Raw genomic sequence first — 18,739 nt, 5'->3', positions numbered from 1 at the left:
AATGTATTATTTCCAACCAACCTCGTTAAAAATCTGAATAGCTCTTGCATTGTTTGTGCCAAGGATTGTTAAATCAATATTTTGCTCTTTAAATTCTCCCCATGCTTGTAATAGTTCAGATGCTTTTGCTTCAGGGTTGACAGGAAATTCGTTATTCCCTTCTGCAAATACTTCTTGTGCCTCCACACTAGATAAAAACTCTATAAATTTAATGGCATTATCCACATTTTTAGCATGCTTCGTTACCGCGACTCCACTAATATTAACGTGCGCTCCAGTAGTTTCTTGGTTAGGGAAAAATACTCCAACTTGCTCAGCAATTTTTACATCTTCAGGATCTTCAGAGTTTGCTAGTCTTCCAACATAATAAGTATTGGATATTGCCACATCACCTTCACCTGCTACAACAGCTTTCACTTGATCAGTATCGCCACCTTGTGGGTCTCTTGCCATGTTATTCACAATTCCCTCTGCCCATTCCTTAGCAGCTTCCTCGCCATTCAACTCAATTAAAGAACCTAATAGTGACTGATTATAAATATTTTCCGATGAGCGAATTAACACTCTATCTTTCCATTGCGACTTTGTTAATGCTTCATACGTGGATAATTCACTTGGGTCAACACGATCGAGAGAATAAACGATAACACGAGCTCTTTTCGTTACACCAAACCACTCGTTATCAACATCACGTAATTTTTCAGGAATGTTGTTAAAAATGATGTCACTTTCAACAGCCTGTGTTAAACCTCTTTCTTTTAAGCGAGCTAGATTACCAGCATCAGCTGTAATAAATAAGTCTGCTTCTGTTGCTTCTCCTTCAAGGTCAAGACGCTCCATTAATTCATCGCCATCCCCTTGAACAACATTTACTTCAATACCAGTTTGTTCTGTAAATTTTTTATAAAGCTCTGTATCTGTATCGTAGTGTCTACTTGTATACAAATTAACTACACCACTATCTTTTTCCTCTGTTTTGTTTGTAGCTGAAGACGAAGTTTGTGTATTCGTTTCTGAAGACTTCTCATTAGACGTCTCCTCTTCAGATGCTGAATTGCTGCACCCAACAATACCTAGAATAATTATTGCTAAAATAAAACTTAAAGAAAAAATTCTTCTACTCATGCTTGCCCTCCTAATTATGTATTGATAATGATAATCGTTTTCAATTATAATTATAAGTGATAATGATTATCAATGTCAATTACATATTTAAAATGTTTTTGAGACAAACACCTCTAATTCACAAGGTGCTCCTTTTTATTCAATTGAGCACCTACATTGGTTTAACGCTTGTTTTATCGTAAATAGATTAATTTAGTTATTATCTATAATGCCTAACTCTTTTTCCATAACCAAACCCTATCTACTCTGACAACGGTGCAGAAGAAAAATTGCTTGGAAAAATAATACTGATTAGTTTGCATTAACCTAACTGATCATAACCCCACTTACCAACGCAGTCTCAAACCCCAACCCTTATTCATCTTTGTGTTTCCCCATACCCAAAAATGGCAGTTTAAAATTATTTATGTTTTTTAGAAATATTCTACTTTTAATCAACTACAAAAGGACTGTTTAAAAACAGCCCTAACACTATTTACTCATTTCAGTATTTTGTCCTGCTGAGGGGGTTGTTCAATCCAATTATTTTCAATCATTAGACTTTCTGCTTTTTTTGCTAATTTTACCGTATTGTTTAATACATCCATGTATTGTCTTTTTAAATCACTTCTCATCGATACAGCTAAAGATGTAGCGTAATCTGATATACCGGCTGCATTTAAAAAGGTCAATTGATACATTACAAATCTATCAGAGAATGGTGACTGTGCAGAACTAAAAACCTGGGTTTCTGAAGGCATCGGTGCTGGTAACTTACTACTTGTTAAAAATTTTGTGAGTGAGTTTATTATTTTTTCCGCAAGTTTTCCTGCATCTACCATAATACTACGTATTTCTTTCAAATCAGCCGTTTGACCAAATGCTTGTGTAAGTGTATTTCCCACTACATTTGCTTCTATATTTCCAAATATATGAGATATCTCTACTGCATTCAAATATCTTTGGTCCTCCAATAAATTGTTTCCACTTAAATAATCTTTACTTTCTATAAAGTCCGATTTTTTTGGTGGTTGAATAAAAGGTGGCCTTGTATATAATCCTTTATCTAATAATAAATCACTGACAGTATCAAAAATATCAGTCGCTCTTTTTAAACATGTATTAAAATGGTTTCTTATATCTTTGCGGCTAGACATAGTATACATGAGTGCACAAGTTGTAATCATTACTCTAGACAAATTTTTTATATACAATAAACTAAATGAATCAGAAAATAAACGTGGAGCATTCACATCTACATCTTGGTTATCAAATCCAATTGGAATTGGAACATTCTCGGATTGTAATAGGTGTTTAGTTGCAGACTTATTATTTTCCACCAACTGTAATGTACTTTCTAAAATATTGAATACTTCATTATCCTCGGCTTTTGCAATGAAATATGTCAACATACAGCTACTATGAGACAGGCTAATATACTCTTTCCACAAGGAAGCCATCTCTGATGATGTAAGATTAACACTTTCAGGAGTACTCATGCTTTACCACCTCTATAAAATTACTTATTTGTTTATACCTTCTCCTTACAACACCATATTATTCCTAAAGTTGAATTGAAAATATCAACCTTCAAGGAAATACTGTTCTTTCATAGCAACCCAATTTATTCTATTGTAAAGTAGCTCGAATTTCCTTCATCTTTTTCTGTACTAGAGGAAAAAAATTGCTCCTGGCAGCTTGTGTTGAATTACCTCCAAAGAACCCAGTACCTGGACAGGTTTTGACTGCATGACCTTCCCCATGATCTAAAATTCTTTCCCCGGTATTAATATCCCACCAATGATGATAAGTGACGGTATCGATTGATGGAGATAAGCCGAATCTTAACATGAGTAAAGCTGTTACTGTCACAATCGTTTCTCTTTGCTCTGCTGTCATTCGATTATGTCCTTTATCAAAATCACCGAGATTTTCAATAGCTAAAGCAGTTGCTTCAATATTGTGCATGACTTCTTCGTTTTGTAATCCAAATGAACCTTCTGGAGGAGTATCAAGTGGTCTGCCAACCGCTATTTTTCCATCAGGAAAAGTGGTTAGTTGTTGACTAATATCTCTCCACCCCATTCCATTCATATGGTAATTCCTCATCCCTTTTAAAAGGGTAAAATGATTCTTCCCATTAAACTGCTTATAGGATGGTTGAAATGTGTGATGTTGCTGGATAGTCGTGATATTTCTTTTGAATTCATGATTAAATAACCAATCTTTAAATTCTTCCCGTGTCATTAATACAAACTTATCTTCCATCGCTAACTTTTTCGGAGGGATTCTTATTATTTGTCCCACCATTAAGTTATCAGATGAAAGTCCATTTTCCGCTTTAATGGATGCAACACTTGAGCTAAAAGATTGCGCTAAATCCCAAATGGAATCGCCAGGTTTCACTTCATACATGATAGGAACTCTTATTTTTTGACCTACTAACACTTCTTCTGATTGCAAACCATTAATTTCCTTCAATTCCTCAACCGTAGTTCTATACGTTTTTGCAATATGCCATAAATCATCGCCGATCTTTACTTCATACATATTTCTCGGGTTATTTGCAGCATATATAGGAGATATATTCATGAACACTAATAAGCACAAACTAATTAAAATAAAAACTCTTTTATTCATGTAAAACTCCCTTTCATTTCGAATCGATACACTGTTTATATTTGGAATCAGCTTCTAAATTATGCAAGAAATAATCGATAAAGAATGTCTTAAGAAACCGATTCAATTTGAATAAAGAAAATAAAGATAATTAATTTTTACTTCAATAATCCAGTACCATGCAATTGCAACTCTACCTGCACGTCAAACTTCACATTAGGGTAAAGCTTTTGCCACTGTTCCCAGTCATCCTTGTCAAAACTTTTTGCTCGGTATAAGAGGCCAAAACCAACAGGATCAACCTCCTCTTCTTGAAACTTCCATAATAAAGAAAGCACTTTTTCTTTAAACTGTTCTTCGGCAAGCTTTTTATACTTTTTTAGATTCTCCTCAGAAACTTCCACAACAGCCTCTTCTATAACACCTTGCATTTTTATTTTCACTTCCACTTTATCAGAAGAGTGAATTTCAATACCTGAATTTATACCCTCAGCTGATACAAAGAAAAACGGTTCTTCAGTATCTTCTTTTTTCACTTCAATATCTGCTTTATTAACACGCTGAAGCAACATATTCAAAATTTTTGTTTCATCTTCTGATAAGGTAATCTTTAGTTTTTTGTCACCAAAAACAGCTGCCTTGTTAATTTGAAAAAATGTACTTTTTGGTTCAAGGATTGGTAATATGGGGTCCAGTCCCTTTTCTGTTATACGCTTTCTAAAATCAAATAGAAATTCGCTAACAATATAAACAGACTCTGTACCAGTTTGACCAAAGCTCATAAACAAGGCATTGGATGGTAAGCGTTCTATCTTACGCTTTATCGTAATAATACTCTCTGCTGTTGGACTACCAATACCTACCCATGCAATTTTTTGAATGTCACGACGTCGTATAAACCAATCTAAAAGTGGACTTACATCCTTCGCCACTATTTCTTCACCAAAAATAATTGACTTGGCATGACTGAAATCTAATTCTTTGTCTACTTTTGTTTTTATCATACGAATGGCGTCAGTAATCGTATCACTTTCTTGTTCTGAAATAATAAATTCAGGTTTCTGTCCTCTTACGTCCGAACTTGGTATGGCTATTTTTAACATTACTTTATACTTTTTTTCCTGTCCTTTATCAACAGCAATTGTTAAGACAAAGGATCTTTTATCAATATCCTTATACCCACAAGCTGTAGTGGATAGCAATATTAATAACATGACTAAGAATATTTTCACGTATCTAAGTCCCATTCTTTTTCCTCCTCGATAACAGGACCATCAATATAATGAGAAATGCTTCACTAAATAAGCGAATATTTAACCAAGCTTCTCCAAAGCGAAAAATTGTATTTTCTTTTATATTCATTTCTAATAGGATGACCCCCACTCCAAAAATCACTAATATTACCCATGTGAAAATTGTCTTCTTTTTTTGTTTAAACTTTTTTACATGAAAGATACTTTTTAAAATTTCGAGCGCTACATGCCAATGGACAACGGTGCTTATCGTTGCAACACTTACATATAACAAAATAAAAATAGTAGTTAGTCGTTCAATAGGTCCGAATTCAATACGTAGTGCGTCTGAGGTCGCTATCCAGGGATAAGTTAAATCCCCAACGCCATCAGCACCCCAAAAGCCAATAGGAATTAAGACAGAAGTAATCAGATTTATAAAACCTACAATAGGTATTATCCATAACAGCTTCCAGTTGATTTTTTCTTTAAACACTCGATTAAAAATAACTAAATTAGCATAGCCAGAAAATACAAAGGATGCTGCGGCAATAGCACTTAAAGAGGGTACCTCAAACAAATGAGTACCCACTTCTAAAACGGAATCAATAGTCAAATAGTTATTCGTATATGCTTGGAGCATGATAATTAGTATTAGGGGTAAGTTTAGGATGAAAATAATCTCTAAAGTGTACAAAATTTTATCGGATCGTAATAAAGATAATAGCATTATGATTAGGACTAAAAATGCTGAAATCATATTGAATCCTGTAATATCTGGGTTAATAAATCGGATAATTACATTGTTAAAAGCAAGCAAGGTAATGGAACCTGCAAAAAACCAAATAAGAGCAAAAAAGAACAGAAAGATGTTGCGAAATACTTTTGGAGTATGCTCTATAATTTCTGGTAACCCTAATTTCGGAAATTTGTTAATGGAAAATACAAATAAAAATAAAAATATCGTCCCAATTAAAACCCCTAGTGGAAGAGCTAATACGGCTCCATCGAATCGTTCTCTTATTAAAATACTTGGAACATACATAAAAACATTCACTAACATATTGAGTAGAATTAAATAATAAAAGTAACGATTCAAATTAAGCCTACCTCCTAACTACTGCCCCTTCCTTTTACTAGGGTCTATAAATAATTTTAAATAAGGCTGACCATAGCTTTCCAACTTAGCTAAGTACCCAACCAATGCAATGATTCCAATCATTAGTCCTACTAAGCCAAAAAAAATAGTGAGAGCTAATAATATGTATTTTGTCACACGCATGGCGAAGGACATGGCATTAATCGGTATGACGAAGTTAGCTATTGCAACAGAAGCTACAATAATAATCATGACATTTGATACTAATCCAGCTTCTACTGCCGCTGTACCTAATATTAGCCCTCCTACAGTTGTGGCAGTTGACCCAATAGACTGTGGTAAACGAACGCTTGCTTCTGTCAATAACTCCATCATTAATAACATAAACAATACCTCTATAAAGGCTGGATATGGAACAGTAGAGCGACTTCCAGCTATCGTAAGTGCTAACTGTACACGGAACAGGTCGGTCGAATAAGCCGTTATCCCTACATATAAGGATGGAGCTAATAAACTAATAAATAATCCAATATACCTTAAGGATAAAATAAAACGACCAATCCAATGGGACTGATAAACATCCTCCATGGAAGACATGAAATCATAAAAGACAGATGGGGCAATAAGTGCAAAAAGCGTGCCATCAATTAACAAAACCACTTTTCCTTCTGCCAAATTATACGTAATCCGATCAGGTCTTTCTGTAATCATCATGGTTGGAAACAACGTTCGTTTCTGTTTCGTCATTTTATTATGTAATTGACCTGCTGCCATAATGACATCCGTCTCAATGCGATCCAAATTATCTTTAACTGCTTGTACAATATTAGATTGTGCTTTATTTTTGTCATAAACAATGGCGATTTTTGTTTCGGTTAATTTCCCTAATTTTGCTTCTTCAATCCTTAAGGTGGCTTGCGGATAACGATTTCTTATCAAATGTATATTTGTAGATACATCTTCCGTTAAAGCATTTAGTGGACCTTGAATAACTTTTTCAACGGTTGCTTCTGTTATGGAGTTGTTTTCAACCTTTTCTACATCTAATATAAGCACCTTGCTTCCTAGCAAAATTACAGCGGAACCCAAAAGCATTTTTGTCAAAGTTTCTTCATTTTTTTTATGTTCTGAAATATTAGGTAGAGAATTAAGGTATTTATCAAATTCTTTTTCGTTCGTTTCATAAAAAGGTTTATAGAAAGTTTCTTGAAGCTTTTTTTCATCACATAATGTTTTAATAAAAAGAATTTGCGCTTGTCTCATTCCAGATTGAAACTCACGAAAAACAATATCCTGCGAGGAACCTAATTTATTTTGTAGCCATTCTATTGTTTTTGACTTTTTTGACTTAAGCACTCAAATCCCCCTACTCCCTTTATTTTCCAAAAAGAGAGAATAAACGAATGTAATTATCCACTATGTATTATTCTGTCAACATAGGAGGTATTTATAACAAAAAGAAAAAACAGTAAGTATAATCCTTACTGTTTTCATCCACTTATTAGTCAATAAACAATACTATATAATGAACACCCTAATTTCCAAAGTAAACGAAAGACTCCAAAAATTATCGATACCAATAAAACTACCACTAAAAATTCCAAACAAATTTCAGACTCGAAATAACCACAATTCCAATAAATAATAAATCTTTTCTATAGCATCTAAAAATTTTTCCACCTAAAAGTTATTTCTAGTTCAACACCTTGACAATAAACTCCGCGTTATAGATAAAAGCAACTATTATGATTAGAAAGAAAAGTGAAGTAACATATTGCTTGGACTCTCTTACGTATATCCATTCCATAAATGATTGAAAACCAAACAATAGCACATTAAATAGAATAAAGTACCATTTAATAAAACTATATTCCTCGAAATTAACAAACGGAAGAGCCACTAAAAAAATCACCAAAATAATGTTTCTGCCCCGACGATTAATAGTTTTTCCGGGTGATTCCGAAAGCTTCTTCTTTTCAATGCCAAATAAATTAATCAATAGTTTTTCTAATATAACGAATAGAACGATAAAGACTAAAAGGAAAACGATAACTCCCATATAAATCCTCCATTCAGATTCTAAATAGGATTAAGACTATATATTTTGCCAATGAAATATTTTCAGAATCTACGTAACATTTATGCAACTGCAATACTTCAATGAGCTACTACATTTTCACTTAAATTAGAAAGAACAGAACAAAGAACAATAATATTGTCCATGTAAAAGAAATATGTACAGTTTTTTCTTTTCGTTGCTTGTATCTATGTTTCTTATGCTCAATAGAAAAAATAAAAAGGAAAATTAAAAAAAGAAAGTAAATAAAAAATACATAAATAAGAGAAGGCCATTGTTCTATCCAAACCATAATGGGCCCAATAGTTCCACCAGTTAAAAAGAGAATAATAGATAATACGCCTATAATAACACACATTTTTGGCATAACAGCCCAAAACGAGCGATCAAAGAGACCATTATCTTTTTTGGCTTCAAATAAAAAAAGCAAATAAAAACAACTCACAATGAAAGCAATAATGTAAAAAGTAATGAAAGTAGAATTTACAGCCGTCCATTCACTGGATGAATGCTGAATTGTTCTATTCTCATTTATGTAATCTAAAATCCACATGAAGAAAACAATAATAGAGAGTGTTAGTATTTGATAGATTATCCATTTCATCATATGCACCCCCTACTAACAATGTTGAGTTAAAATACTGTTATCCACTATTTTAACATAACATTCTACTGCTATGAGTTTATTTAAAACGATAAGCAAACCAAATGAAAGCGTGAAAAGTCGCTTCCTTCAAGTAACCTTCTAACACTCTCTACTTTCATGGCTATCAATGGATTCCACTTGCCCCTCTTGGCTACACACTAAAGCTTCTAGTAGGTATATTGTAAGAAAAGAAAAAAGATGATTTCTATTTTACGTAGAAATCACCCATAGTAATAAGTTATTGCTTCTCTGCGTATTGCTCCAAATCACCCTTAGAGACCCACCATTGTTCCCCTTCGTCATATCCTTCAATGATTTCAATTAAAACCCATTCGTCCTTTGTATCTATTATTTTTACAATATCTTCATCAAAAATAGTATGAATTGGTCCACCAGTTTCCAGTGTACCGTCTTGTTGTGCATCTTCTAATGCAGCAATAAAGTCTTCCGGTGTATCAGCACCAATCATCATATCTGTCAGAACATACATATCTCCCTTAGAGATGCCACATCCAACAAGTAATACTAGCAGTACCATTAGCATAATCAGTTTTCTCACCCTATTGCCCTCCCTAAGTTGTCTTTTATCAAAATTTTACGCTGCTATCTGCGATTCCTTCTTAATTTAACTTTCATTAGAAACTTTGACTAGAAATAGTGCAAGAATGGTAAGGTGATTCCCCTCATTGCCTAGGAAATCACTTTCTATTGTTTATACTAATCTAGATCCTCATTTAGTCTTTGTTTGTCACAACTACTTCTATAAAATTTATATCCAAATATTCAGATGCTTCTTTGCTTTCTCGGTTAAACTTCTCTACTTCAGATTCAAAGTTACCAGAATCTGTTGCTCTATTATATGCTTTTTCCATATTGGAGACTGCAGTATACATATGAACATCTGATTTATCTTCTTCACCAACTATTCCAACCCTCATCGAAATTTTTTCATCATATTTTTCTTCATATTTAGTAAGTAATTGTTGTTCCTCTTGGGATAAAGGTCTCATATCCGTAAAAGCTTCGAACAATGTTTCATAAACCTTGATAGAATCTTGACGCATTTCTGATGTTATTGGACCCACAGTTTCTACTTCTTCTATTACCTCTAACTCACTTTTGTTAATATTTGTTAATACATAGCTTACGGCCTTCATTTCAAACCCATTTTCATTATCAACTTCTCTAAAGGCATCTATTTTTACTACACCAATTCCTTTTACATAATAGTAAGTAGTTGTTGTACTCGGAATAGTTTCTTTTATCTTTATGGCATTTTGAAAAGTACCTAAAGCTGTTTCTACCGTCTCTGAAGTAGATAGAACTTCCATTTCATAATCACCAAATTTATCTTGATCAGAAAATGTCTCCCCCACCGTTATGGGATATTTAATCACCGGAACAAAGGAACCATTGTTTTTTGCTTCAGGTATCCAATTCTTAATTATATTGTTATCCTCAGGTATAAATCTATATAAGCCATTCTCATCTTCTCGATAAATAGTCACAAACATGTTCATATCTTCAATGTCACCAAAACCAGCTTGACTTTGATAATAGCCATCTACCGCTTGGCAATAACAATTATGGTATGCATCAATTACTTTTCCTTCATTATCTACAATATTGTAATCAAAAGATACAGTATAGCCCTCTTCTGGATAAAAATAGTATGGGTCAGTTGAAACGCGTAACTCTTCCGGTAAAGATGATTCCTCTTCTGTACTATCATCCTCACTCCCATTATCTGCTGGATCTTCCAATTCCTCATCCTCTGTTTCCGTTTGATCATTATTTGTTATTTCCTGAGTAGATGTTTCGTCCTTGCTTGAACAAGCAGTTAAAATGAGTAGAAACATAAAAATAGCAATGAACCAATTAACTTTTTTCATATAGCTTTCACCTCGAATAATATTTATTTATTTTCCCTTACGACATCAATGGAATCCTTTATCCATAACGATTATCGTTTCTTTAATAGCCCCCCTCATGAAAAGATTACATTTTTTATTTTACTTTAAAATAGTAAGTGGGTGTGTAAAATGCTTCATTTTTTTCAAAATATTTTGATTTATTTACCTTTGCATTATCGAATAAAAATAAAAAGATACTCTCTTCTATAACCTTTTTAGAAAAGAGTATCTTAAATATCCTTAACTTATATTTACCTTTTTTACCAAAGTAAGACTATTAAATAACAATTAATAATTAATTAACCTCAAATCCTTCTGCAAGTAAAGAGGGTGTCTTGGGTAACCATCCCTAGACTTTAAAATGCATTTTGGGTTATTTTCCTTCAAGAGGTTTTGTATGTAAGTACCTCTTCCTAATAAATCAAAGTTCTTTGTTCCCCATGCATATACTATTTCATCTGAGGTCGAAATCACTTCTTCAATGAATCTATCATTTTCCTTCCCAACTGGTTCAGCAACTTCTAGTAATTGTGCGGGATTTGGAGTGATATAGGCAAAAAGATTTACAATTTTCATGCTCCCATAACCCCAGGCCTTTGCAAAATTGACACAGCGATTAAGTGTTGGATCACAAATCTTATAATCGGCAACACTCGGGTTTAACATAATAAATGCAACCTTTCGCTTTTGCTTATTCCAAACGCATTCTAATACATACCTATAAGTAGGATTTTTATCATTATCAAATACGACCTGCACTTTCTCATTACTTCTCCAATAGCGATGACCTGGTTTTAGCAACTTCTGACCTCCTAGTATATAATTTGTAAATATATACTAGTAATTTCATAAAATATGCTTCTTTATAACTCTTTATTTTATTGTCTTTATTACCTCTAACTCACTTTTCTCGAATTCATGCTTAATTTTCCTTTTCATGATCCTACCTTGTTTCGGCATTTTTCTTAAAAAATAAAAACACTTACAAATATTGATATATCAACATCTGTAAGTGCGTTAATATTTAAAATTTAACTCTTTTCATATAAAGATACTAATTGTCAGTCCCCAACCATTACTACATGGATAGATTGTGTCAACACACCCGTCGGCTGATTTTTTTTTATACATCAACATTCTTTTACTCAAAGTTATCAAGTAATGTACGCACTTCATCGGTTGACTCTGTGTTTATCAATTGATTTCTTAATTCACCCGCTCCTCGGAATCCACGTACATATATCTTAAAAAATCGTTGAAGAGATTTGAATGAACGGGTTTCATATTCCTTTGAATATTGATCATAGAGATCAAGGTGTAACCTTAAAAGATCAAGCAATTCCCCACTACTATGGTCTTTCGGCTCCTTTTCAAAGGCAAATGGATTTTTAAATATACCACGTGCAATCATCACCCCATCAACTCCGTGTTGACGAACGAGCTCCATGCCAGTTTGACGATCTGGAATATCTCCATTAATGGTCAAGAGTGTATCTGGTGCTACATCATCGCGAAGCTTTTTAATTTCCGGAATCAGTTCCCAATGAGCATCCACATCACTCATTTCCTTTTTCGTACGCAAATGAATAGAAAGGTTAGCGATGTCTTGTTGCAATATGTGTGTAAGCCAGTCCCGCCATTCATCTACTTCATTATAACCAAGCCTTGTTTTCACACTAACAGGCAATCCTCCTGCTTTCGCTGCTTGTATAAGCTCGGCTGCAAGTTCTGGACGACAAATAAGGCCAGACCCCTTACCATTCGATGTTACATTAGCTACAGGACAACCCATATTGATATCGACACCACGAAAACCTTCTTTCGCCATTCCAATACTCATTTGTCGAAAAAAATCGGGTTTATCCCCCCATATATGAGCCACTATTGGTTGTTCATCTTCTGTAAAAGTCAAACGGCCACGAACACTATGGTGTCCTTCTGGGTGGCAATAACTATCAGAGTTCGTAAACTCTGTAAAAAACACATCAGGTCTAGCTGCAGCACTTACAACATGACGAAAAACAACATCCGTCACATCTTCCATTGGTGCTAGTATAAAAAACGGTCGTGGTAAATCACGCCAAAAATTATCCGTCATCTTTTATTCAAATCCTTTCACTATCGAGGTATCAGTAAGTAAGCTGATTTTACCCCAAAAATAAAAAGCAAAGAAAGCTCTGCTTCATTTACACTTATACCATGCTTAAGCACTATTTATCAAACTAAAGTAAATGATAATCTTCATAGTAACAAATAAAAAATTCAAAGAAAAAAGCAATACTAAATAATTAGGAACCAATGAATACTAATATAATCCACACATTTCGGCGAAAATGCTACACACAAAATGTAATCTATTTAGTCACTATCGTAAATCCATCCGCAAAAGTATCAAGGATCTTAATTAGCTGTAGCGATAATTCACTCGGGGAAGTCTCATATCCACCTTTTATCCATTCTAATATAAGACCCGCAGTACCGTGAGCCATGTAAAGTTTATGTGCTGAATTATTAATCATGTTTGAATTTTTAGCTGCAAAAACAAAGGATTCTTCTAGTATTTCGTAAATAGCACGAGGTAAATCTTGGTGTAGTCCTGGAATCGTATCCTTCTTTAAAAATAAGTTAAAGTAGTCCTTATTTTTATGAATGAAATAGATTAACTCAAACGATTCAGGACCCATTTTGGTGATAGAAATGTTCTCTCCCCTTTTGTAACGATCCATACTAGTACGTTTAATGGCTTCAAACATTTCTTCTTGAAGATCTTCTGTTAAGTCTAGTTTATCCAAATAATGTAGGTAAAAAGTAGTTCTGTTATACATTGCCCTATCTACAATATCTTTAACAGTTACATGACTATATCCCTTTTCGTTAACTAAAGAAATAAATGCACTTTTTAAGTGAGCTTTTGTTCTTATATTTTGTTTAGAAGTAGATCCTGTATCTGTTTTCATCCTAAACTTCCTCCTGACACTAAAAAATCAACACATTATGCAAAAGTGTCGATTCACTCAACAAAATCACTATTATTACTGATTGAGAGCCCTCGTTTATATCTTTTACAATTAAATTAACGTTTAAAAATATCTTATCACATACAGCAAAGAAGGAGAGAATAATATGACACGTTTTGAAAACAAAGTAGTTTTAATAACAGGTGGAGGTTCTGGACTAGGAAGAGCAGCTGCTTTACAAGTAGCAAAAGAAGGAGCAAAACTAGTACTAGTGGACCTGAACAAAGACGGATTAGAAGAAAGTAAACAAGAAGTTCTAGCCGTTGCTCCAGAGGCAGCAGTAGAATTAGTAGAAGCAAACGTTGCAGAAGAAAAAGAAGTAGAAAAATTTGTTCAGTTTACAGTTGAAAAATTTGGAAAAATCGATGGATTCTTTAACAATGCAGGTGTTGAAGGAAAACAAAACGAAACAGAAAACTACGGAATTGACGAATTCAACCGTGTTGTAAACATAAACTTAAACGGTGTTTTCTACGGAATGAAATATGTTCTAAAAGTAATGAAAGAACAAGGTTCCGGCTCCATTGTAAACACAGCATCCGTAGGTGGTATCCGTGGTGTTGGTAACCAATCTGGTTATGCTGCAAGTAAGCATGGTGTAGTAGGATTGACTCGTAACTCAGGTGTTGAATACGGACAATATGGTGTTAGTATTAAAGCCATTGCCCCAGGTGCTATTATGACACCAATGGTAGAAGGCTCTCTCAGACAAATTGGTGGCGAAAATTGGGAAGAAGTCGGAAAAGAATTTGTTAGCGTGAACCCAATGAAACGCTTTGGTAAACCAGAGGAAATCGGCTATCTAGTAGCATTTCTATTATCTGATCAAGCAGACTTTATTAATGCTGCAGTTGTGCCGATTGATGGTGGACAGTCTTATAAATATTAAATAGCGTCTGTAGCGTCTATATATACAAAAGCACGTGTTGGGCATCATACCCAACACGTGCTTATTTATTGATAACGGACCTAATCGCCTTCCCTCTTAAACGCGCTCCAACAACAGATTCAACAATGCGGTCTAGTAAGTCCCGTTTTGTATACTTTTGGTCTACATAAATCGCATAAGATTTTGCTAGTTTAATTAAATCCTTCTTCGTCTTTAGTAATGGATGATGGACTAGATATTCTGTAGCGTCCTCTCTATCATTGCTATTATTTAGGATTTTTTTAACTTCTTCATAAGGATTAGATACATCAGTGCCTTCTGAGTCATGAACCTTTAAGTGAGCAGCAACCTTCTCATAAATTACTTTTTTAGTGTCTCTAGTTTTTACATCTATACCGTGAATTTTACAAAGACTGATTAATTCGTTTTTCTTAAACTTCTTGAGTGCCTCTTCAATATCTAGTAAACTATTTGCTTGGCTCTTTAAACGAATGAAAATGTCTTGGTCAGGATTATTATCCAATACTTCCACACACAATTTTGCCTGATTATTTAACAAGGACTGAAATTCTCTCTCTGTTAAACCCTCTATAAAATCCGCTACTAAATTCATTAATCTTGCTGTATTTTTTTTAGACATAAGTACCTCCACCATCCACCGGTGTTAATTCGGTTAAAAACGATGTTAATTCCTTCACGATACCCTGAATCTCGTCACTAGCTTTCTCCTGTTGTAAGTTCTTTGGACTCAAAACTACAGGAATACCTGTCTCTGGTGCCTTTGAATATAGCGTTTTATTTTCACGTAGCGTCGTTTTGAAACAATGTTGTTCTTGATTTCTTATAACCTGATCTATGTACTCTTTTTGTATCGCGATTGGTTCTCCATTTCGAATCGTAACCATTGTAAAAACAACACCTAACATTTTTGGCGAAATCGGTGCCATTTTCACATTTCTAGACTTAGCACAATAACGGTTAAACTTGTTCTCCAATTCCTTCACATGCCCAAGTAATGTATTAATACCGAGCGTCGATAAATAATCTGCCTTAGCAGGAATAATGTAATAGTCACTAGCTACTAAAGCATTTTGTGTAACAACATTAAAATTCGGTGGGCAGTCGATAATAACCATATCATAATTATCTTTAATGGTATCTAGATTCTTCTTTAACCTCGATAACACTTTCAAATAATTACGCCTAATCGTTCGTTCACTATTGCCACCAAGTCTGCTGGAGAGTTCCATATCCACATTAATCAACTCTAAATGAGAACAAACTAAATCAATTTGCCCTTCAAGCATCCCTAAATGATTATTCACTTTGCTAGGTGTAATAATTAAATCTCCAATATCAGAATCTCGATCAGAATCTAAAAACTCATCATACCAATGCTTAATCGTCCTACCCTGGTTATCATAATTCTGCCATTCTTCCATTTTAATAAGGGACAATGTTAAATTCGTCTGTGGATCCAAATCAATCAGTAAAACCTTCTTACCTTGTTTGGCATACTCTGCAGCAATATTTGCAGAAAGTGTAGTCTTTCCTACTCCACCTTTATAATTGATTACGGAAATAACATTCATCCTATCCTCTCCCTAGAGTTGTTTATATATATATGTATGGGAGAGATACTTAATTATTTGTGAAATTTCTCTACAGTAGATATTTAAATCATTTAGTTAGCTTTCTTTACAATGAATCTACATTTTGGAAAATTGGTACATCCAGTAAAAAAACCATATTTACCTTTTCTTTTCACTAAAGAACCCCCGCATTTTGGACAAACATTTGCCTTCACTGAATCTTTAACTCTTTTTCCAGTTTCTCTAATTTCTTTTACATGGTTTTTCATCTCTTTTTTATCATCAATATTTAGATTTATAAGTTTTGCCAAGATGGATTTTACTTGCTGAGTATTCATTATGGGCTGATTATATTTTTTAATTGTTTTTAACAGATGTAAAGTGTACATTACCTCTACATTATCTGATTGGATATCAAGTTTTTTAAGAGTAGATTTTGAACTGAAAACAATAAAGGAATAATATGGACCAGTATATGTATTTGATAGTGCATTTTCAATCGCCTTAATATGACCGTAATTTTGCCAAATTGGATTAAAGAATTTCTCTTTACTTTTATAAATCGTTTGTGTCCAATATTTAGACCTCTCACTCCCAAAAATCCATCCTTTATAGTTCTTTGTTTCTATTACAAAGATGCCGTACCGGGAAATAACAACATGATCTATTTGCGCTGTTTTATTATCTGCAGTCTTTATTAGAAGGTCGTTCACTACAGTATACTCTTCTGGGTCTAGCCTCTTAAGTAAAAAAGATACTTTTGCCTCTCCAATTCTCCCTTTAACGGTCGGTAGCCCAAATATGATCCCTATAACTATAACGATAGACAAAAACAAATAATATTCAAACACTTTTAATCACCCCCTACTTTTGTAAAATTTTTACACACTCATTAATAATACTATATTTCTAAAACTTTATAAGGGATATTTTTCCTATTTACAACAAAAAATGACACTCTTAAAGAGTGCCATCATGAGGGATAGAGTAAGATTTACTACTAATTTGTTATTTAGGGCTCCAAATAATATCAAACCCGTTTCTAATAGAATAATCGTATAAAAGAATAATCTTCTTGTCCCTATAATTTTCCATTAGATTGAAAGTTGGCTTTACTTGTTTATTTAACTTGTCATTTCTCTCAATAATAATATGGAGATACTCTCGCTTTGGAAGTTTATCACTTTTGGAACTATTACATTTACTGCAAGCTAATACTAAGTTCCATATTTGATCAGATTGGACAAAAGACCATGGGATAAAATGGTCCACATGTGTACTCCCCTTTTTATCTGATAACTTTTTATTACAATAAAAGCACGTATTTTCGAAGTGGTGTAGTAATATTTGTTCAAATGGTTTTAGCGTTTTTCTTCTAGCAATACTTTCCACCTTACTTAGTAAATAGTTTATACTTGGTACCTCATTAAGCTCTTCTATCATGGCGGCCATATGGTAATTTGTTAGATTGATGATAAGCCTTTGGTATTGCCTCATAAATCGTAATACATTCGGATGTAACCTAAAATATTCTCTTTTATGATCAAATTCATAAAATGTACCCCTAGTATCACCATACAGAGCACCATAAACATTCTCTTTCATAACAGTTTTCACCATAGCAACCATTTTTAACTGAAGAGAATCACTTATCTTATCAAAGCTAAACTCGGAAGGTATGCCATGCTTCTGCTGAAAATCTTTTATGATAGAAACTACCTTAGCATGCTTGGGACCTCTATTTTGATTAACTAAATTATGATGAACAACAAGATTCCAATACACTTTTGCAAATGCATATGCAATTTGGTCATAAGTAAGCTCATTATTATCACTTACTTGATATAGGTTTTCGATTAGAGATTTAATCAAGACAAATTTGTAAGTAGAAGACTTTACCGATTTCGTAGATAGGACAATAGTAAAAATTCTCCATATCTCTTCGTCTGTCATATACTGTTCTTTTAATTCTCCTACTCTTAATTTGTGACTCATTTCTTACACTCCAATAATTTTTATTCTACATCTATCAAAAAAACTTTATCATCAAATGCACCACGTTTTTCTGTTTTTGTTCTCCGGAGCTTATCAACTTCTTCAATTGAACTTCCATGTACTTTAGCTAAAGCATGGATCAACTCTAATAAATCAGCAAGTTCTTCTAAAGCATCTTCATTATTATTGGCATTTAGATATTCTTGAAGCTCTTCTTGTGTTTTATTTTTTAATTCTAATATGTACTCTTGGTCGGACAGTATTCTAGTATTTAATTTTTTCCCTGTATCTTTAATAATATCTGGGATTTTATCACGAACTAGTTTATTGTACGTTGGCATTAATTGAAACTCCTAACCAGTTAAATTATTGTTCTCTTTCCAATTTCAACATTTTAGATTTAAACTCCTTTTCAGTATGTACTCAACATAATATTAAAAAACTACTAATTTAAATAATCATGCAATTTTTTTATTGGATATTTTTATATAAAAGTCGCAGTAAGTAAGGTTAACGTATGAAAAAGAATGTTAAGGGTTATTGTGCAATTTAAAAT

Annotated in this window: 19 protein-coding genes; 1 reads left to right on the top strand and 18 read right to left on the bottom strand. The window is 33.4% G+C overall.

The features are described from left to right. Positions 1–6: 6 nt before the first annotated feature. From HNQ94_RS05050 to HNQ94_RS04990, 13 genes are all read right to left on the bottom strand, one after another. Positions 7–1,125 carry a Fe(3+) ABC transporter substrate-binding protein gene (locus tag HNQ94_RS05050; protein WP_174494768.1) on the bottom strand — a complete coding sequence of 373 codons (1,119 nt, stop codon included), beginning with the start codon at positions 1,123–1,125 and terminating at the stop codon, positions 7–9. Positions 1,126–1,604: 479 nt separating this feature from the next. Next, complete coding sequence (locus HNQ94_RS05045) at positions 1,605–2,603, bottom strand: DUF3231 family protein (protein ID WP_174494769.1); 999 nt, start codon at positions 2,601–2,603, stop codon at positions 1,605–1,607. A 130-nt stretch (positions 2,604–2,733) separates the two neighbouring features. After that, the gene (locus HNQ94_RS05040; protein ID WP_246199918.1) at positions 2,734–3,744 is read right to left on the bottom strand and encodes a peptidoglycan recognition protein family protein; all 1,011 of its coding nucleotides are present in this window, start codon (positions 3,742–3,744) and stop codon (positions 2,734–2,736) included. A gap of 137 nt (positions 3,745–3,881) precedes the next feature. Next, positions 3,882–4,970 carry a Ger(x)C family spore germination protein gene (locus tag HNQ94_RS05035; protein ID WP_174494770.1) on the bottom strand — a complete coding sequence of 363 codons (1,089 nt, stop codon included), beginning with the start codon at positions 4,968–4,970 and terminating at the stop codon, positions 3,882–3,884. Further along, positions 4,960–6,054 (bottom strand): GerAB/ArcD/ProY family transporter, encoded by a 1,095-nt coding sequence (locus HNQ94_RS05030; protein ID WP_174494771.1) that lies wholly within the window; start codon positions 6,052–6,054, stop codon positions 4,960–4,962. The genes HNQ94_RS05035 and HNQ94_RS05030 overlap by 11 nt, the downstream gene beginning before the upstream one ends. 18 nt (positions 6,055–6,072) lie before the next feature. Beyond that, a complete protein-coding gene (locus HNQ94_RS05025) occupies positions 6,073–7,410 on the bottom strand; it encodes a spore germination protein (RefSeq protein ID WP_174494772.1) in 1,338 nt (445 codons plus the stop codon). A gap of 337 nt (positions 7,411–7,747) precedes the next feature. Further along, entirely contained in the window at positions 7,748–8,113 is a 366-nt protein-coding gene (locus HNQ94_RS05020; RefSeq protein ID WP_174494773.1) for a DUF4181 domain-containing protein, read from the bottom strand. A gap of 121 nt (positions 8,114–8,234) precedes the next feature. Continuing rightward, positions 8,235–8,735: a hypothetical protein gene (locus HNQ94_RS05015; protein WP_184351834.1), complete on the bottom strand. Its 501-nt coding sequence runs from the start codon at positions 8,733–8,735 to the stop codon at positions 8,235–8,237. A 280-nt stretch (positions 8,736–9,015) separates the two neighbouring features. Then, positions 9,016–9,336 (bottom strand): hypothetical protein, encoded by a 321-nt coding sequence (locus tag HNQ94_RS05010; RefSeq protein WP_174494775.1) that lies wholly within the window; start codon positions 9,334–9,336, stop codon positions 9,016–9,018. Positions 9,337–9,511: 175 nt separating this feature from the next. Continuing rightward, on the bottom strand, positions 9,512–10,669 hold the full coding sequence (locus tag HNQ94_RS05005; RefSeq protein ID WP_174494776.1) for a hypothetical protein: 1,158 nt from the start codon (positions 10,667–10,669) through the stop codon (positions 9,512–9,514). Positions 10,670–10,978: 309 nt separating this feature from the next. Further along, positions 10,979–11,491 carry a DUF1643 domain-containing protein gene (locus tag HNQ94_RS05000; protein ID WP_174494777.1) on the bottom strand — a complete coding sequence of 171 codons (513 nt, stop codon included), beginning with the start codon at positions 11,489–11,491 and terminating at the stop codon, positions 10,979–10,981. 340 nt (positions 11,492–11,831) lie between these two features. Beyond that, entirely contained in the window at positions 11,832–12,788 is a 957-nt protein-coding gene (locus tag HNQ94_RS04995) for a tRNA dihydrouridine synthase (protein ID WP_174494778.1), read from the bottom strand. Positions 12,789–13,044: 256 nt separating this feature from the next. Next, positions 13,045–13,647, bottom strand: coding sequence for a TetR/AcrR family transcriptional regulator (locus HNQ94_RS04990; RefSeq protein ID WP_174494779.1), 603 nt, complete (start codon positions 13,645–13,647; stop codon positions 13,045–13,047). Between the two features lie 166 nt (positions 13,648–13,813). Between HNQ94_RS04990 and HNQ94_RS04985 the strand changes: the two genes are divergently transcribed. Continuing rightward, the gene (locus HNQ94_RS04985) at positions 13,814–14,596 is read left to right on the top strand and encodes an SDR family oxidoreductase (RefSeq protein WP_174494780.1); all 783 of its coding nucleotides are present in this window, start codon (positions 13,814–13,816) and stop codon (positions 14,594–14,596) included. A 61-nt stretch (positions 14,597–14,657) separates the two neighbouring features. On the opposite strand, the gene HNQ94_RS04980 is transcribed toward HNQ94_RS04985, so the two are convergent. From HNQ94_RS04980 to HNQ94_RS04960, 5 genes are all read right to left on the bottom strand, one after another. After that, a complete protein-coding gene (locus tag HNQ94_RS04980) occupies positions 14,658–15,236 on the bottom strand; it encodes a hypothetical protein (RefSeq protein ID WP_174494781.1) in 579 nt (192 codons plus the stop codon). Continuing rightward, entirely contained in the window at positions 15,229–16,188 is a 960-nt protein-coding gene (locus HNQ94_RS04975; RefSeq protein WP_174494782.1) for a ParA family protein, read from the bottom strand. The genes HNQ94_RS04980 and HNQ94_RS04975 overlap by 8 nt, the downstream gene beginning before the upstream one ends. A gap of 92 nt (positions 16,189–16,280) precedes the next feature. After that, positions 16,281–17,039: an NERD domain-containing protein gene (locus tag HNQ94_RS04970; protein ID WP_174494783.1), complete on the bottom strand. Its 759-nt coding sequence runs from the start codon at positions 17,037–17,039 to the stop codon at positions 16,281–16,283. Positions 17,040–17,196: 157 nt separating this feature from the next. Continuing rightward, positions 17,197–18,183, bottom strand: coding sequence for an HNH endonuclease domain-containing protein (locus HNQ94_RS04965; protein WP_174494784.1), 987 nt, complete (start codon positions 18,181–18,183; stop codon positions 17,197–17,199). 20 nt (positions 18,184–18,203) lie between these two features. Next, complete coding sequence (locus HNQ94_RS04960) at positions 18,204–18,524, bottom strand: nucleoside triphosphate pyrophosphohydrolase (protein WP_174494785.1); 321 nt, start codon at positions 18,522–18,524, stop codon at positions 18,204–18,206. Positions 18,525–18,739: the final 215 nt, after the last annotated feature.

The sequence above is a fragment of the Salirhabdus euzebyi genome (assembly GCF_014207435.1).
GTDB classification, from domain to species: domain Bacteria; phylum Bacillota; class Bacilli; order Bacillales; family Alkalibacillaceae; genus Salirhabdus; species Salirhabdus euzebyi.
Note: the sequence above shows the minus strand (reverse complement) of the source record. Positions and strands in the feature narration are given on the sequence as shown.

Coding starts and splice junctions, on each gene's coding strand:
- HNQ94_RS05050 (WP_174494768.1), bottom strand. CDS start 1,125: ATGAGTAGAAGAATTTTTTCTTTAAGTTTTATTTTAGCAATAATTATT.
- HNQ94_RS05045 (WP_174494769.1), bottom strand. CDS start 2,603: ATGAGTACTCCTGAAAGTGTTAATCTTACATCATCAGAGATGGCTTCC.
- HNQ94_RS05040 (WP_246199918.1), bottom strand. CDS start 3,744: ATGAATAAAAGAGTTTTTATTTTAATTAGTTTGTGCTTATTAGTGTTC.
- HNQ94_RS05035 (WP_174494770.1), bottom strand. CDS start 4,970: ATGGGACTTAGATACGTGAAAATATTCTTAGTCATGTTATTAATATTG.
- HNQ94_RS05020 (WP_174494773.1), bottom strand. CDS start 8,113: ATGGGAGTTATCGTTTTCCTTTTAGTCTTTATCGTTCTATTCGTTATA.
- HNQ94_RS05015 (WP_184351834.1), bottom strand. CDS start 8,735: ATGAAATGGATAATCTATCAAATACTAACACTCTCTATTATTGTTTTC.
- HNQ94_RS05005 (WP_174494776.1), bottom strand. CDS start 10,669: ATGAAAAAAGTTAATTGGTTCATTGCTATTTTTATGTTTCTACTCATT.
- HNQ94_RS04995 (WP_174494778.1), bottom strand. CDS start 12,788: ATGACGGATAATTTTTGGCGTGATTTACCACGACCGTTTTTTATACTA.
- HNQ94_RS04990 (WP_174494779.1), bottom strand. CDS start 13,647: ATGAAAACAGATACAGGATCTACTTCTAAACAAAATATAAGAACAAAA.
- HNQ94_RS04985 (WP_174494780.1), top strand. CDS start 13,814: ATGACACGTTTTGAAAACAAAGTAGTTTTAATAACAGGTGGAGGTTCT.
- HNQ94_RS04980 (WP_174494781.1), bottom strand. CDS start 15,236: ATGTCTAAAAAAAATACAGCAAGATTAATGAATTTAGTAGCGGATTTT.
- HNQ94_RS04975 (WP_174494782.1), bottom strand. CDS start 16,188: ATGAATGTTATTTCCGTAATCAATTATAAAGGTGGAGTAGGAAAGACT.
- HNQ94_RS04965 (WP_174494784.1), bottom strand. CDS start 18,183: ATGAGTCACAAATTAAGAGTAGGAGAATTAAAAGAACAGTATATGACA.
- HNQ94_RS04960 (WP_174494785.1), bottom strand. CDS start 18,524: ATGCCAACGTACAATAAACTAGTTCGTGATAAAATCCCAGATATTATT.